Origin of the sequence: Bradyrhizobium canariense (genome assembly GCF_019402665.1) — a bacterium.
Lineage (GTDB): Bacteria > Pseudomonadota > Alphaproteobacteria > Rhizobiales > Xanthobacteraceae > Bradyrhizobium > Bradyrhizobium canariense.
Map to the genome: position 1 here is coordinate 1 of NZ_VSST01000098.1, position 15,581 is coordinate 15,581.

At 64.7% G+C, this 15,581-nt stretch carries 11 protein-coding genes; 4 read left to right on the forward strand and 7 right to left on the reverse strand.

Annotation, left to right across the window (positions count from 1 at the left end; all coding sequences use genetic code 11):
* The first annotated feature begins 373 nt into the window (after nucleotides 1–373).
* From FXB41_RS38700 to FXB41_RS38710, 3 genes are all read left to right on the forward strand, one after another.
* Nucleotides 374–1,579 (forward strand): efflux RND transporter periplasmic adaptor subunit, encoded by a 1,206-nt coding sequence (locus FXB41_RS38700; RefSeq protein ID WP_219685502.1) that lies wholly within the window; start codon nucleotides 374–376, stop codon nucleotides 1,577–1,579.
* The gene (locus FXB41_RS38705) at nucleotides 1,576–4,740 is read left to right on the forward strand and encodes an efflux RND transporter permease subunit (protein ID WP_007598035.1); all 3,165 of its coding nucleotides are present in this window, start codon (nucleotides 1,576–1,578) and stop codon (nucleotides 4,738–4,740) included. The genes FXB41_RS38700 and FXB41_RS38705 overlap by 4 nt, the downstream gene beginning before the upstream one ends.
* A gap of 274 nt (nucleotides 4,741–5,014) precedes the next feature.
* On the forward strand, nucleotides 5,015–6,208 hold the full coding sequence (locus tag FXB41_RS38710) for an ABC transporter substrate-binding protein (protein ID WP_219685503.1): 1,194 nt from the start codon (nucleotides 5,015–5,017) through the stop codon (nucleotides 6,206–6,208).
* 176 nt (nucleotides 6,209–6,384) lie between these two features.
* Here FXB41_RS38710 and FXB41_RS38715 read toward each other — a convergent pair whose 3' ends face one another.
* From FXB41_RS38715 to FXB41_RS38730, 4 genes are read right to left on the reverse strand one after another with little or no spacing between them, the layout of a single operon-like run.
* On the reverse strand, nucleotides 6,385–6,771 hold the full coding sequence (locus FXB41_RS38715) for an MAPEG family protein (protein WP_007598033.1): 387 nt from the start codon (nucleotides 6,769–6,771) through the stop codon (nucleotides 6,385–6,387).
* A gap of 27 nt (nucleotides 6,772–6,798) precedes the next feature.
* Nucleotides 6,799–7,881, reverse strand: coding sequence for a lipocalin-like domain-containing protein (locus FXB41_RS38720; RefSeq protein WP_219685504.1), 1,083 nt, complete (start codon nucleotides 7,879–7,881; stop codon nucleotides 6,799–6,801).
* Entirely contained in the window at nucleotides 7,871–10,333 is a 2,463-nt protein-coding gene (locus tag FXB41_RS38725) for an ABC transporter permease (protein ID WP_219685505.1), read from the reverse strand. The genes FXB41_RS38720 and FXB41_RS38725 overlap by 11 nt, the downstream gene beginning before the upstream one ends.
* Nucleotides 10,330–10,983: an ABC transporter ATP-binding protein gene (locus FXB41_RS38730; protein WP_007598028.1), complete on the reverse strand. Its 654-nt coding sequence runs from the start codon at nucleotides 10,981–10,983 to the stop codon at nucleotides 10,330–10,332. The genes FXB41_RS38725 and FXB41_RS38730 overlap by 4 nt, the downstream gene beginning before the upstream one ends.
* Nucleotides 10,984–11,128: 145 nt before the next feature.
* Between FXB41_RS38730 and FXB41_RS38735 the strand changes: the two genes are divergently transcribed.
* Entirely contained in the window at nucleotides 11,129–12,451 is a 1,323-nt protein-coding gene (locus tag FXB41_RS38735) for an MFS transporter (RefSeq protein ID WP_219685508.1), read from the forward strand.
* A gap of 75 nt (nucleotides 12,452–12,526) precedes the next feature.
* Here FXB41_RS38735 and FXB41_RS38740 read toward each other — a convergent pair whose 3' ends face one another.
* The 3 genes from FXB41_RS38740 to FXB41_RS38750 all read right to left on the reverse strand — a co-directional run bounded on the left by FXB41_RS38740 (nucleotide 12,527) and on the right by FXB41_RS38750 (nucleotide 15,300).
* Nucleotides 12,527–13,735: an MFS transporter gene (locus FXB41_RS38740; protein ID WP_219685506.1), complete on the reverse strand. Its 1,209-nt coding sequence runs from the start codon at nucleotides 13,733–13,735 to the stop codon at nucleotides 12,527–12,529.
* A gap of 267 nt (nucleotides 13,736–14,002) precedes the next feature.
* Nucleotides 14,003–14,176, reverse strand: a complete 174-nt coding sequence (locus FXB41_RS38745; RefSeq protein WP_007615856.1) for a hypothetical protein — start codon at nucleotides 14,174–14,176, stop codon at nucleotides 14,003–14,005.
* A gap of 86 nt (nucleotides 14,177–14,262) precedes the next feature.
* Nucleotides 14,263–15,300 (reverse strand): MBL fold metallo-hydrolase, encoded by a 1,038-nt coding sequence (locus tag FXB41_RS38750; protein WP_219685507.1) that lies wholly within the window; start codon nucleotides 15,298–15,300, stop codon nucleotides 14,263–14,265.
* Between the last annotated feature and the right edge of the window lie 281 nt (nucleotides 15,301–15,581).

Here is a 15,581-nt window from a genome sequence, read left to right on the forward strand (position 1 = left end):
CTTGCGGGGGAGGGCTGGGGTGGGGGTGTCTCCGCGTCGGGATTGTCGAGAATTGCGGAGGATGTCCCTGCGTGGTGAGAGCCCTCACCCGCCGCGCGCGGGACGATGCTGCGCATCGCCCGGGGCGCGTCGGCCCCTCCCGCAAGCGGGAGAGGGGAGCAAGCCCGCGCTCCTCGTGAAATCCATATGCGATTGCCTTGCGGTTTACCGGGAGAGGCAAACAAGCCCTGTCAACCCGTCATCCGGCCAGGGCATTCCTCCGAGCATTGCCCGCGCTTTGGTCTTGAAGAGTTCATGATTGAAACCCATCTTGTGGCGCCCGCGGGTACAAGCGTACCCTGCTTTTTCCGCGGCTTTGATGCGAGGACCTGGGATGACTGGACCGGACGGAAGCGAGCAATTTGTCAAAACGCACGATTTCGTTTCGCCTCGGCCTTACGCCATCGTCGGCCTTCTCGCCGCGGCCTTTGCGCTCACCGGTTGCGGCCAGCCGGCCTCGCAAGCGAGTGCTCCCCCGCCGGCGCCGGTGACCGTCGCCCAGCCGGTCAAGCGCACCGTCACCGATTGGGACGAATTCACCGGCCGCTTCGAGGCGGTCGAGGAGGTGCAGGTCCGCCCGCGCGTCGGCGGCTTCGTCAACTCCGTCGAATTCCAGGACGGCGCCATCGTGCATCAGGGCGATCTGCTCTACGTCATCGACCCGCGTCCATTCGAGGCGGTGGCCGAGCAGGCAGACGGCCAGCTCTCCGATGCGCGCGCCAAGGTGGAGCTTGCCAAGCGCGAGCTCGACCGCGGCCTCAATTTGGTGCAGACCAGCGCGGTCTCCGAGCAGGCCGTCGACCAGCGACGCCAGGCCTTACAGGCCGCGCACGCCGCGGAGACGCAGGCCGCTGGCGCGCTGAAGGCCGCGCGGCTCAACATCGAATTCACCCATGTGACCGCGCCGCTCACCGGCCGCGTCAGCCGCCATCTCGTCAGCCCCGGCAATCTGGTGCAAGGCAGCGATACCGGCTCCTCGACGCTGCTCACCTCGATCGTCGCGCTCGATCCGATCTACGTCTATTTCGACATGGATGAGGCAACCTTCATCAAATACAGCAAGCTGTGGTTCGAAGGTAAGCGCCCGAGCTCGCGCGACACGGCGAACCCGGTGCAGGTGACGCTGGCCGGCGAGAGCAAGCCGTCGCATGAGGGTACCATCAACTTCCTCGACAACCGCCTCGACGTCTCCACCGGCACGCTACGCAGCCGCGCCGTGGTCAAGAACACCGATCTTTCGATCCTGCCCGGTCAGTTCGGGCGCATCAGACTGATCGGCAGCGCGCCCTATGAGGCGCTGCTGATCCCCGACGTCGCGGTCGCAACCGACCAGTCCCGCAAGATCGTGTTCGTGGTCAAGCCGGACGACATCGTCGAGGCGCGTCCCGTGACGCTCGGGCCGCTCGACGAGGGCCTGCGCGTGATCCGCGAGGGATTGAAGGCGGACGACCGCGTCATCGTCAACGGCATCCAGCGCGCCCGCGTCGGTGCCAAGGTCGCTCCGCAGACGGCACCAGCGCCCGCCGGTGGCAAATCATGAATCTTGGCCGTCTCTCCATCAACCAGCCCATCCTGGCCATGGTGCTGTCGATCGTGCTGCTGATCGTCGGCGCGCTCGCCTACACCACGCTGCCGGTCTCCGAATATCCGCAAGTGGTGCCGCCGACCGTCGTGGTCACTACGCAATATCCCGGCGCCTCCGCGCAGACCGTGTCCGACACCGTTGCCGCTCCGATCGAGCAGCAGATCAACGGCGTCGAGGACATGCTGTATCTCTACAGCCAGGCGACCTCGAACGGCCAGCTCACCATCACCGTCACTTTCAAGCTCGGCACCGACCTCGACAAGGCCCAGGTGCTGGTGCAGAACCGCGTCGCGATCGCGCAGCCGCAACTGCCGGACGAAGTGCAGCGCAACGGCGTCGTCACCCGCAAGAACTCGCCCGACATCCTGATGGTCGTGTTCATGCTGTCGCCCGACGACACGTTCGACCAGCTCTACATTTCCAACTATGCGCTGCTCCAGGTTCGCGACCAGCTGCTGCGGATCGACGGTGTCGGCGACATCCAGATTTTCGGCGCGCGCGATTATTCGATGCGGCTTTGGCTCGACCCTGACCGGATCGCCAATCTCGGCCTGACTTCGGCCGAAGTGCTCGCCGCGATCCGCGCGCAGAACGTGCAGATCGCGGGCGGCCAAATCGCCGAACCGCCGATCGCCGACCGCGCCTTCCAGCCGAACCTCACCTTCACAGGGCGTTTGAAAGACCAGAAGCAGTTCGAGGACATCCTGATCAAGGCCGGCTCCGACGGCCGCACGGTACGCCTGCGCGACGTCGCCCGTATCGAGCTCGGTGCTCTCGCGTACTCCACCAACAGCTTCCTGCTGCGCAAATCGGCGGTCGCGATGCTGGTGACGCAGCGGCCGGGATCGAATGCGCTCGCGACCGCGAAGAACATTTCGGACACGATGGCGAAGCTGAAGGAGACCTTCCCGAAAGGCCTCGACTTCAATATCGGCTACAACCCGACCGAGTTCATCGCGCAGTCCGTCCATGAGCTGATCAAGACCATCTACGAGGCCATGTTGCTCGTGGTCATCGTGGTTCTGGTGTTCCTGCAAGGATGGCGGCCCGCGATTATCCCGATCATCGCGATCCCGGTGTCGCTGGTCGGCACCTTCGCGGTGATGGCGGCGCTCGGCTTCTCCATCAACAATCTCACGCTGTTCGGTCTCGTTCTCGCCGTCGGTATCGTGGTCGACGACGCGATCGTGGTGGTCGAGAATGTGGAGCGGCATCTCGAGCACGGCATGAGCCGGCGCGACGCCGCGCTGAAGACCATGGAGGAGGTCGGCGGCGCATTGGTGTCGATCGCGCTGGTGCTCTGCGCGGTGTTCGTCCCGACGGCGTTTCTGGGCGGAATTTCCGGTCAGTTCTTCCAGCAATTCGCCGTCACCATTGCGGTCGCAACCGCAATCTCCTGCTTCTGCTCATTGACGCTGTCGCCGGCGCTGGCCTCGCTTCTTCTCGTTCCGCACGAGGAGAAGCGGCCGCCAGCGCGCTGGAATTTTCTCGCACGCGGCTGGAACGCTTTCACGGGCGTGTTTAACCGCGTGTTCGACCGTCTCGCGCATGGCTACGCCGGCCTCGCCAATTTCGTGATCCGGCATTCGGCGGTGATGATCCTGATCTACGTCGTGCTGATCGGCAGCGCCGGCTGGCTGATCGGGACCACGTCGCAAGGCTTTATTCCGGCGCAGGACCGCGGCTACGTCATCATCTCCGTGCAATTGCCGGGCGCGGCGTCGCTGGCACGCACCACCGAGGTCGTGCGCGAGATCGAGCGGATCTCGCTGGATACGCCGGGTATCATCCGCGTTGCCGCTTTCGCCGGCTTCTCCGGCGCGACGCGCACGCAGGCAGGCAATGCAGCGGCGCTGTTCCCTGTTTTCGACGAGCCAGAGGCGCGGATCAAGAAGGGGCTGACTGCGAACGCCATCACGGCCGAGCTGCGCAAGCGGCTCGCTGCAATCCAGGGCGCGTTCATCATTGTCATTCCGCCTCCGGCCGTGCCCGGCATCGGCACCGGCGGCGGCTTCACCATCCGCATCCAGGACCGCCAGGGACGCGGGCCGGAGCTGCTCGCCGCGGCCACCGACGAGCTGGTCGCCGCGGCGCGCAAATCGCCGTCGCTGCTCGCTCCCACGGTGTTCTCGCCGTTCTCGGCCAACACGCCGCAGCTCTTCGTCGACATCGACCGCACCAAAGCGCAGAAGCTCGGCGTTCCCATCGCCAACATCAACGACACGATCCAGACCTATTTCGGATCGACCTATGTCAACGACTTCAACCTGTTCGGCCGCACCTACCACGTCACCGCACAGGCCGACTTCCCGTTCCGGAAAGAGCCGAGCGATCTTGCGCGGCTGCGGACGCGCAACGCCTCCGGGGACATGGTCATGCTCGGCAGCGTGGTCGACTTCAAGGATGTTTCCGGCCCTGACCGCGTCGCGCGCTACAATCTCTATGCAGCATCCGAGCTCCAGGGCGAGCCAGCCCCGGGTACCAGCTCGACCACTGCGCTCAACGCGATAAAGAAGCTCGCCGACGACACCTTGCCGAGCGGCTTTACCTTCGAATGGACCGATCTGTCCTATCAGCAGATCACCGGCGGCAATGCGGGACTGCTGGTGTTCCCGATCTGCGTGCTGTTCGTCTATCTCGTGCTCGCCGCGCAATATGGCAGCTGGACCTTGCCGTTCGCGGTGATCCTGATCGTGCCGATGTGCCTGCTGGCCGCCACCATCGGCGTGCGCATCATGGGGCAGGACGTCAACATCCTCACCCAGATCGGCTTTGTCGTGCTGGTGGGCTTGGCGGCGAAGAACGCGATCCTGATCGTGGAGTTCGCCCGCGACATCGAGAATGAAGGCAAGCCGCGGCTGGAGGCCGTGATCGACGCCTGCCGCCTGCGCTTGCGGCCGATCCTGATGACGTCCTTCGCTTTCATCCTCGGCGTGCTGCCGCTGGTGATCTCGTCCGGCTCCGGCTCGGAGATGCGGCAGGCCGTCGGCGTCGCCGTGTTCTTCGGCATGATCGGCGTCACCTTGTTCGGGCTGTTGTTCACGCCGATCTTCTACGTCGTGGTGCGGAACCTGGCCGAGGGGAAGAACGAGGGCAAGCCGAAGGCGGTGGGCTGATTCCTCTCCATGTCGTCCTGGCGAAAGCCAGGACCCATTACCCCCAGGGAGTGGTTGCTGTGCGAGCTGCTCACTCCGAGACTTCGCCAAACTGCTCCCTGGGGTAATGGGTCCTGGATCAGCGCTCGCTCCGCTCGCTTGTCCAGGACGACGGCAATTCATCAAAAATGGCCGCGCCCATACTAACGGCCTAGGCCGAAATGGATGGGCAGGCGCGGGGTTCTTCACTAGTATCCGCGCGATTTCAAAACAGAAAACTGCTGGGAGCTAACACATGAAATCAGCCCTTTTGGCCGTTGTCGCAATTTCGGCTTTGCTGCTGACCGCGCCGGCCTCTGCGCAAGGCGTCAAGATCGGTATCCTCAACGACCAGTCCGGCGTCTACGCCGATTACGGCGGCAAATGGTCGGTCGAAGCCGCCAGGATGGCGATCGAGGATTTCGGCGGCGAGGTGCTCGGCCAGAAGATCGAGCTCGTCACCGCCGACCATCAGAACAAGCCGGATCTCGCGACCTCGATCGCGCGACGCTGGTACGATGTCGAGAACGTCGACATGATCACGGAGCTGACGACCTCATCGGTCGCGCTCGCGATCCACGAGCTCTCCAAGGAAAAGAAGAAGATCGACATCGTCGTCGGCGCTGCGACCTCGCGCCTCACCGGCGATGCCTGCCAGCCCTACGGTTTCCACTGGGCCTATGACACCCGCGCGCTCGGTGTCGGCACCGGCGGCTCGCTGACCAAGGCCGGCGGCGACACCTGGTTCTTCCTCACCGCGGATTACGCCTTCGGCTACGCGCTGGAAAAGGACACCAGCGAGATCGTCGCCGCCAATGGCGGCAAGGTGCTCGGTTCGGTGCGCGTGCCGCTCAACTCCTCGGACTTCTCCTCCTTCCTGCTCCAGGCGCAGAGCTCGAAGGCGAAGATCGTCGGCCTCGCCAATGCCGGCCTCGACACCACCAACTCGATCAAGCAGGCGTCCGAGTTCGGCATCGTCTCCGGTGGCCAGAAGCTCGCGGGCCTCTTGATGACGCTCGCCGAAGTGAACGGTCTCGGCTTGCAGGCCGCGCAAGGCCTGGTGCTGACCGAGGGCTATTACTGGGATATCAACGACCGTACCCGCCATCTCGGCGAACGCTTTCTCAAGCGCACCGGCCGGATGCCGAACATGATCCAGGCCGGCACCTATTCGGCGACGCTGAGCTATCTCAAGGCGGTCAAGGCCGCCGGCACCAAGGATCCGGATGCAGTCGCCAAGAAGCTGAAGGAGCTGCCGGTCGACGACGATTTCGCGCAAGGTGGCAAGGTGCTCGAGAACGGCCGCATGGTCCACGACATGTATCTGTTCGAGGTCAAGAAGCCCTCCGAATCGAAGAAGCCCTGGGACTATTACAAGCAGCTCGCGGTCGTTCCCGGCGAGAAGGCGTTCTTCACGGCCAAGGAGAGCGGCTGTCCGCTGACGAAGTAGGATGACGGCGGCTTAAAAAGCGCGATGTCGTCCTGGCGAAAGCCAGGACCCATTACCCCGATAGCGACTTGTTGAAACAAGCTGTCGCCACCATCGTGCCCATAGCGGCGCCTGCGGCTATGGGTCCTGGCCTTCGCCAGGACGACGGCGGGGCAAGTGGACGCATGTCGGCTACCTCACACCAGCCGCAGCACCGCCGCTCCCAGCGCCCCGGCCCACAGCGCAATGGCCGCGATACCCTGAATGAAAAATCCCGGGCCGCGTTTTGCTGCGGCCTTCGAATAGCCGATGAAGTAGACGATGCGGCCGACGATCCAGAGCGCGCCGATCGCCGCCGCGCCGGAATCGCTGATGTAGATCGCGAACAGCCAGAGCGACGGCAGGAAGATCGGCATCCATTCCAGCGTGTTCATCTGGATCCGGAACGCGCGCTCGAAATCCGGATGGCCCGCCATCGCCGGCGCCTTGACGCCGGTTTTGGTGCGCGAGCGCGACACGTTGATGGTGATGAAGAAGTAGAACAGGATCGTCAGCAGCGTGACGAGGGCAGTGAGGTGATACATAACGGATTCCTTGGAGGACGCTGCGCTTCAATACCCGGTCAGCTCGAGATAGCCAACGCCGTCATGCGTGCCGGTAAAGCTGATCGGCCCTTCCCAATAGGAAAAACCGGTCCCCATCCACGCCTTTGGATTGAGCGGCTTGCACTGGATCGAGAACGACCGCGAGGGGATCGCGATCTGCCACTCCACCGGCAGCTTGCGCCCGGCCACCTCAGCCGTCGCTTTCGGAATCATCCGGATATCGGCACCCACGATCATCTGCGTGTCGCCTGTGGCGCTGATCCAGTTGCCGAATGGATAGTCCATGCCGTCCTTCTGCCGCAGCCGGTATAGCATCAGCTTGTCGCCGGACGCGAGATGCAGCGACAGCCAGTCCCAGCCGGTCTGGTCGGTGTCGAGCGGCTGGCTGCTCCATTCGCGGTCCATCCAGGCCTGGCCGGAAACATCGACCGGCCTATCATCGATGGTGAGCGTGCCGCGGGCGCGATAGAACGGCTGGCTGTAATAGTAGGAGGCCTGTCCGCGCTCCGACTTGCGGCTGTAGCCGCGATCGCCCTGCAGCACCACGGGACGATCGGCCTCGAGCGTCAGCGCGTAACTGAAGTCGGCGCCCGAGGCCTTCAGCGTCAGCGGCGCCAAAGCGCGATCTTCGGTGCGCTCGGATCCGTTCATCGCCCAATCGTCGATCCAGGCTGAGAACGGTTTCGCCGTGACGCCGGCCTGTCCCACGCCGCCGCGTGAAAATAGCTCGTTGAAGCGGTGGGCATCGGCCCGCGTCACCGCCGCATGCGCCATCCACACCTGCTGGTTGGCCCAGCCCTCGCCCTGCGGTCCCGGCTGCGTCGCCTGGCGAAACAGCGTCCATTGCAGGCCGCAAGCCGCGCCGCTGCTGTCGACGAGATTCGCCGTGAGATACCACCACTCGATGCGAAACTCCGGATGCGGGCCGTGATCGGCGGGGAAGGAGAACGTCTTTCCCGGCTCGACCTTCGCAAAGCCGTCGGCGGTTTCACCGAGGCCGGCATACCCTTGCGCATGTGTCCGTCGCGCGAGAGCGAGGGCGGCAATGCCGCCGGCGAAGGTGCGCCGCGAGATCCTGTCAGCGTTCATTGGCAAACACCTTGACGAGGCTCGCCGGCTGCATCCGCGCCAGCCGTATCATTGGCAGCAGCGCGGCAAGCAACGAGGCGAACAGCGCGACCGCGACCAGCTCGACCAGTTGCAACGGAAACACATGAAACGGCAGCCGCCAGCCGAACGCTTTGACGTTGACGATCGTGATCAGGCACCACGCCACCAGCAGTCCGAGCGGCACGGCCAGGAGTGACGTGAACAGCGCGACCGACAGCGTCTTGGTCAGTTCGATCGCGGCAAGGCGGGGCCGCGTGATGCCGATTGCCCAGAGCGGCGCAAGCTGCGGCAGGCGCGAATTCGCCAGCGTGAGAAGGCTGGTCAGCAGCGCGATCCCGGCGACGCCGAGCGTGAACGCGTTCAGCGCCGACGTCACCGCGAAGGTGCGGTTGAAGATCCGGATCGATTCCGCCTTCACCGTCGCCTGATCGGCGACGCTGCGATCGTCGAGCGCAAACTGCTTCTGCAGCGCGGCGATCAGGCCGGGGATATTCTCCTTCGCGACGATGAGACCAATGCGCGTCTGCGGCGTCTGCGGAAACTGCCGGATCAGCGCCGCGACATTCACCGCAAGCTGTCCCTTGGGGTTGCCGTAGTCGGCATAGATGCCGACGATGTCGAGCTCCCAGGTCCCGCCTGGCGCCGGGACGTCGATGACGTCGCCGACGCGGACGTTGAGTCGGCGGCTCAGCTGCTCGCTGATGAACGCGGCATTGCCGGGTATGAGTTGTGTCCAGGCACGGGGCGCGGCTTCGAGCAGCGGCCAGCGCTCGCGATAGAGTGCATGATCGGGCAGGCCGAGCAGTTCCACCGGCTGCCCCTGAACCTGCGCCTCGGCGCGTCCGCCCGACAGGATCGCCTGGACATCGCTGCGCTCCTTCAGCCAATTGCGGATCGCGACGCCTTTCGCATTGTCGGAGGCGCTGATGTAGACGTCGGCTGCGAGCCGCCCGTCGAGCCAGCCGACAAAAGTGCGGCTGAACGTTTCCACCATGGTGGATACCCCGACATTGACGGCGAGCGCGAGCAGCAGCGCCATCAGCGCCAGCGACAATCCCGAGAGCTGCTGCCGGCTATCCGCCCAGAACCACAGGGCGAGCGGCTGTCGCGCGAAACGCTGCCCGGTCCGCAGGATGATGTCGAGGAAGGCCGGCAGGATCAACGCGGCGCCCAGCATCAGCGCTGCCAGCACGCCAAAGCCCGCGATCAACGATTGCCCGTACTGGAGCAGCAACAGCGCGACCGCGAACACGGCGCAGGCAGCCCCGCTTTGCAGGATCAGCCAACGGCGCTGCCGCTGTTGCCAGGCGCGCGGCTGCGCGGTCGCCAGCACCGGCATCCTGACAGCCTTGATCAGGCTGGTCGCCGCGGCCGCCAGCGCGCCGGCAATGCTGATGCCGATCCCGGCGAGCCACCATTCGGGTCGCAAGCTGAGCTGCCCCGGGATTTGCGCGCCATAGAGTCCCCGCAGGGACGCCGCGACGTCGGGCAAGAGCGCAGCCGCAATGAAATAGCCGCAGGCAAGCCCGATCAGGCCTGCGACCAGCGACAACGCCACGAGTTCGACCACCAGCACGGTGTTGACCAGTCGCGCCGAGGCACCGCAGGCCCGCAGCGTGCGCAGCATCGGCAGCCGCTGCTCGAAGGCGAGACCGACGGCAGAATTGACGATGAAAAGACCGACGAAGAACGACAGCAGGCCAAACGCAGTGAGATTGAGGTGAAAGCTGTCGGTGAGGCGCTCCAGCTCGGTCTCCGCATTGGGCTCGACCCGCTGCAAGCGGTCGCCGACGACGCTCGCCAATGGCGCGGGCTTGCCCCTGGGCTTGCCGATCAGAAGTCGCGAGATTTGCTCCGGCTTGTTCAGCAGCCGCTGCGCCACGCCGATATCGACCACCAGCACGTCGGGCACAAGCTGCGGCAGCACGCGCAGTGGCGGCAGTTTTGCGCCGCTGCTGATCGCTGGTGCCGCGCCCTCCTGCTCCTGCAAATCGTTCAGCGTCTCCCGTGCCACCAGCGTCTGGCCCGGCGGCGCGATGAAGTTGCTCAGATCGGCGGCGCCTAGGCGCGGTGCATTGCCGACATCGACCGGCAGCGTCACCGGCTCGATGCCGAGCAGCCGGACCGAGCGCCCGTTGACCTGGATGCGTCCCTCCAGCATCGGTGAGACCGGCCAGCCGGCGCGGCGGAGCTTGACGAACAGCTCCTGCGGAAAAGTCGCGGCGTCAGGCGCGACCAGCATCGGCGTGCGCGCGCCGCCGAAGGTTGCCGCGGCGCGGTCATAGGCGTTGCGGGCCTGCTGGTTGATCGCCTGCACGCCGCTCCACAGCGCGGTCGCCGCGATCAGCCCGATCAGGAGCGTCGCGAACTGCATCTTGTGGCGCCGCCAATGGCTGAGCAGCACGGCGAGGACCCAGAGCGCGCGCCTCATGCGATCCGCCCGGCATGCAGATTGACGTGGCGATCGAGTGTCGCGGCCAGATGCAGGCTGTGCGTCACCATCAGAAAGCCGCAGCCGGTGCGCGTGACGAGGTCGCGCGTCAGGGCAAGCACGTCCTCGGCGGTGGCCTCGTCGAGATTGCCGGTCGGCTCGTCCGCCAGCAGCAACGACGGCTTTGTCGCCAGCGCCCGGCCGATCGCGACGCGTTGCTGCTGTCCGCCTGATAATTGTTCTGGATAACGCTTGAGCAGGCCGCCAAGCCCGAGACGCTCGATCAGCTCTTTATACCAAGCTGCGTCGTACCGGCCGGCGATCCGCGCCTGAAACACCAGATTGTCTCCGACCGACAGACTCGGGATCAAATTGTATTGTTGAAACACCAGGCCGATCCGGTCGCGCCGCAGGCCGGCGCGTCCCGCATCGGACAATTTGGTGACCTCGGTATCTTCCAGTCGGATCGTGCCGCTATCGGCGGCATCGAGCCCTGCGATCAGGTGCAACAGCGTGCTCTTGCCGCTGCCGGACTCGCCGGTCAGTGCGACGCGTTCGCCGGCCTTGAGGTCGAGATCGACGCCGCGCAGCACATGGACCGGCTCACCGGCCGAAGAGAACGTCTTGGAGAGGTTTCGGATGCTCAGCACGATGAATGGCGCCGGACGGAATTACTGGAATTGCTGCGTAGCACACCTGCTGCGGAAATGCCGGGTTGCGTTGGTCTTGAAGCCGTTGTTAGCTCCTAAGAGGACTACATCAAAAAAGTGCCAAAAACGGACGACGGGGAGAATGATGAGCGCTCAGGGAACGCCCGAGGTGGCGGGCAAGACGACTGGAACGCCTAAGGGCGCCTGGACCGTTACATTTCTGCTGTTTCTTTTCATGCTGGTGAACTTCGCCGACAAGATCGTCGTCGGTCTTGCGGGCGTTCCGATCATGACCGAGCTGAAGCTCGAGCCCGAGCAGTTCGGTCTGCTCGGCTCGTCGTTCTTCTTCCTGTTCTCGATCTCGGCGATCGTGGTCGGCTTCATCGTCAATAAGGTCCCGACCCGCTGGGTGCTGTTGACGCTCGCGGTGATCTGGGCGCTGACGCAGTTTCCGATGGTCGGCACCGTCTCTTTCACCACACTCCTGATCTGCCGCATCGTGCTCGGCGCCGGCGAAGGCCCGGCGGCCTCGGTGGCGATGCACGCGGTCTACAAATGGTTCCCCGACGAGAAGCGCACGATGCCGACCGCAATCCTGTCGCAGGGTTCGGCCTTTGGCGTGATCCTGGCGGTCCCGGCGCTGAACTGGATCATCGTCAATCATTCCTGGCACTATGCGTTCGGTGCGCTTGGAATCGTCGGCCTCATCTGGGTCGCCGCCTGGCTCGCACTCGGCAAGGAAGGCCCGCTGGACACCCACGCATCGGCCGTGATCGAAGCTAAAATACCCTATCTCCAGCTTCTGACGTCGCGCACCTTCATCGGCTGTGTGACCGCGACCTTCGGCGCCTATTGGGCGCTGTCGCTCGGGCTCACCTGGTTCACGCCCTTCATCGTCAAGGGCCTCGGCTTCTCGCAGTCGCAGGCGGGCTTCGTCTCGATCCTGCCCTGGGTGTTCGGTGCGACCATCGTCATTCTCACGGGCTGGATCTCGCAGGTGATGCTGGCACGCGGCTACACGTCGCGGATCTCCCGCGGCGTACTCGGCTCGGTGCCGCTGATCGTCGGCGGCCTGATCCTCGCGATGATGCCGCACGTCCAAGGCGCGGGTCTCCAGATCGCCCTGCTCGTGGTCGGCTCCGGCCTGTGCGGCGCGATCTACGTCGTCTGCCCGCCCATGCTCGGCGAGTTCACGCCGACCTCGCAGCGCGGCGCGGTTCTCGCGATCTACGGCGCGCTCTATACGCTTTCGGGCATCGTGGCGCCGCTGGTGATGGGCAGCGTGATCCAGCGCGCCGGCAGCATGCTCGATGGCTACATGACCGGCTTCACCATCAACGCCGCGATCATGGTCGGCTCCGGCCTGCTCGGGCTGCTCCTGCTCTGGCCCAACACGGAAAAGGCCAGGCTGACCGGTGGAGCTACGCCGCAGGCCGCGCCGTTGAAGAGCGCGGTGTCGCCGACGTAAGGGCCACTTCCGCGAACCCAATCACAATCTTCGTCCCAGCTTGGCGCGCAATTGCGCTCCAGGCCGGGACCACGACTAGGTTTGGAGTCGCGTTTTCCGCTCCGTGAACGGCGACAGCAGCACCGTCGCGAGCATGAAGATCACGGACGCCCCGAACACCCAATGCGGGGCGCTCTGGTCCATGATCCAGCCGAACAACAACGGGCTGACGATGCCGCCGAGATTGAAGCCGGTGGAGACGATGCCGAAGGCGCGCCCCGCAGCACCGGGAGGTGCTGCATTGCGCACCAGCATGTCGCGCGAGGGGGCAATCACGCCGGAGAGGAATCCCGCAGCCGCCATCGTGGCGATCAGCGCCCAGCCCGGCAGCGTAACCAGCGCGATCAGCAGCACGATCGCCGCGTTCGCAGCAAAGCAGGCGGCGGCGACATAGCCGTGGCGCTCGGTGTGGTCGGCAAGGAAGCCGCCCGCGAGCACGCCGGCGGCGCTTGCACCGAGGAAGGCGGTGAGCGCGACATTGGCTGCGGAATAGGTGACGCCATAGCCACTCATCAGCGCCACCACGCCGAAATTGTTGATGCCGGCGACCGACAGGCTGAGCAGCATGAACAGCGCCGTCAGCGTGATCAGCGCCGGCGTGATCACGGCCTGTTTGGGTGCGTTCTCGGTGCCCGGCTTGGTCTTGTGCGCGCCGGCATCGGGAATGTTCATGGTCACCAGCAACAGCGCGACCAGAACGCCGATCGCGCCCGATGCGATCAGCGCACCGGCACCGCCTGATACGGTGACCATCGCGGCGACGATCGCCGGCGCCACCGCGCCGCCGAAATAACCGGCAAAGGTATGGATCGAGAAGGCGCGGCCCATCCGCGCTTCGTCCATGTGTTCGGCAAGGATGGCGTAATCGGCGGGATGGTAGACGCTGTTGGCGAGCCCGAGCAGCACGGCGCAGGCGATCAGCGAGGCGTAGCTGAGGTGCAGGCCGAGCAGGATCAGCGCGAGGCCGCCAAGCGTGAGGCCGCCCAGCAGGATTCTTCGCGCACCAAAATGGTCGACGAGATAGCCGGTCGGCGCCTGCGTCAGCCCCGAGACCACGGCCGACACCGTCAGCGCGAAGCCGAGCTCAACATAGCCGACGCCGAGTTGATTCTTGAGGAACGGAAACAGCATCGGCAGGACCAGCAGATGAAAATGGCTGACCCAATGCGCGATCGAGATTCCCGTCAGCGTGCGTAGCGCGCTGTCCGCCTTGCCTTGTTGCGGTGCGGCGAGAACGTCGACCATTGCAGTTCCGTTTCACGTCCTTTGGAGACGCGCAAACTATCGGGCAGGGCGGTTATTTGTCCATGAACGCAGGCGCATGGCTGGTAGTGTGGGGCGGGTTGAATCCTCATCGTCGTCCTGGCGAAAGCCAGGACCCATTACCCCAGGAAGCAGTTTGGCGAAAACTCGTGGTCCGGTACTGCGACCATCCACGATCGAGAGATCACGCGGTATGGGTCCTGGCTTTCGCCAGGACGACAGTTGAGAGGGTGGCAAGAGCCGAGCCCCTCAAAACGGCTCGTCATCCGGCCCGTAGCGGTCGCGCTTCGGTGTCGCGATGTCGCCGTCTTCGTAATCATCGTCGTCGGTGTCGCGCGGAGGCGGAGGCTTCTTCGCCTTGTCTTTTGCTGGCGTGTCGTCCGCAATTTTCGGCGGCGCGCTCGGCTTGCCGATCTTGGCCATGGCTGGTCCCGGATGGTGATGCTGCATCCGTCTAGCCTGAATATATGGGCAGCTGCTGATTTATCTCAAGAACGGCGGCAAGACGGTCAGTGCACCACCGGCCCGCCGGCCTTCTTCCAGGCGTCGATGCCGCCGGCGATGTGGGCGGTGTTGGTGAGCCCGGCCTCCTTCGCGGCGGCGACGGCCATCGCCGAGCGTTCGCCGAAGGCGCAGAAGAACACGACGCGGCGGCCGGTGGCGGCCGCGACCTCGCGCAGCATGCCGCCGGGCTTGAGGCTGTCCTCGACGGACGGATAGGGCGTATGCAACGCGCCTTCGAGCATGCCGTGCTTCATCCGCTCATTGGTCTCGCGCAAATCGACCAGCAGGATATCGGGGCGGCCGAGGCTGCGGATCGCCTCGACGGCACGGAGCGCGCGGCCCTCTTTCTCCAGCTCCTCCTGGTGCAGGCCGACATGCATGTTGGCGGGCACCGCGACGTCCATCATCTTCGGGTTGGGCAGCTTCAGATTGGCCATCAGCTCGATATAGTCGTCGACCGAGCGAACCTGGAGCCGCGGATTGTAGCGCTTCTCCTCGCCGATGGTGGAGACGGTGTCGCCCTTGTAGTCATGCGCCGGGAACACCATGGTCTCGTCGGGCAGCTTCAGCAGCCGATTGAAAATAGACTCATACTGCGCGCGCGAAGAACCGTTCTGGAAATCGGTGCGGCCGGTGCCGCGGATCAGCAGCGTGTCGCCGGTGAAGACGCGGTCGCCCATCAAGTAGGAATAGGAATCGTCGGTGTGGCCGGGCGTGTACATCACCTCGAGCGCCAGGCCCTCGATCGTCACCTTGTCGCCGTCGGCAACCCGCATCGCCACCACGTCGGCCTTGGTCTGGTCCCCCATCACGGTCATGCAATGGGTGCGGTCGCGTAGCTCGCCGAGGCCGGTGACATGATCGGCATGGAGATGGGTGTCCACGGCCTTGACCAGCTTGAGATCGAGCTCGCGCAGCAGCTGGCAGTAGCGGTCGACCTTCTCCAGGACGGGATCGAGGATCAGCGCCTCGCCGCCGGGGCGGCTCGCCAGGAGATAGCTGTAGGTACCCGAAACACTGTCGAAGAGCTGACGGAAGATCATGGCAAGACCCGGCGTGAATTACCCGGAGATTCTACTACATTTCGGGCTCGCAAGAGAAGCAATTCACTGTGCAAGCAAGAAAATTTGGAAGATTTTTATTCCTGTGACCGGCGAGTGGGCGTCACCTGGCCACCGCTGTCATTCCCCGCGACCCGGCTACGCCAAGGCTTCGCCGAGGTTGAGGTCCAGGGCGCCGAAGCTTTAGCGAAGGCGGCAGGCGGGGAATCCAGTACGCCGCGCCCCCTTCCGTACCCCTCGCCGTCTCGGAGTACTGGATCGCC

Coding starts and splice junctions, on each gene's coding strand:
- FXB41_RS38735 (WP_219685508.1), top strand. CDS start 11,129: ATGAGCGCTCAGGGAACGCCCGAGGTGGCGGGCAAGACGACTGGAACG.
- FXB41_RS38705 (WP_007598035.1), top strand. CDS start 1,576: ATGAATCTTGGCCGTCTCTCCATCAACCAGCCCATCCTGGCCATGGTG.
- FXB41_RS38745 (WP_007615856.1), bottom strand. CDS start 14,176: ATGGCCAAGATCGGCAAGCCGAGCGCGCCGCCGAAAATTGCGGACGAC.
- FXB41_RS38720 (WP_219685504.1), bottom strand. CDS start 7,881: ATGAACGCTGACAGGATCTCGCGGCGCACCTTCGCCGGCGGCATTGCC.
- FXB41_RS38725 (WP_219685505.1), bottom strand. CDS start 10,333: ATGAGGCGCGCGCTCTGGGTCCTCGCCGTGCTGCTCAGCCATTGGCGG.
- FXB41_RS38740 (WP_219685506.1), bottom strand. CDS start 13,735: ATGGTCGACGTTCTCGCCGCACCGCAACAAGGCAAGGCGGACAGCGCG.
- FXB41_RS38710 (WP_219685503.1), top strand. CDS start 5,015: ATGAAATCAGCCCTTTTGGCCGTTGTCGCAATTTCGGCTTTGCTGCTG.
- FXB41_RS38715 (WP_007598033.1), bottom strand. CDS start 6,771: ATGTATCACCTCACTGCCCTCGTCACGCTGCTGACGATCCTGTTCTAC.
- FXB41_RS38700 (WP_219685502.1), top strand. CDS start 374: ATGACTGGACCGGACGGAAGCGAGCAATTTGTCAAAACGCACGATTTC.
- FXB41_RS38750 (WP_219685507.1), bottom strand. CDS start 15,300: ATGATCTTCCGTCAGCTCTTCGACAGTGTTTCGGGTACCTACAGCTAT.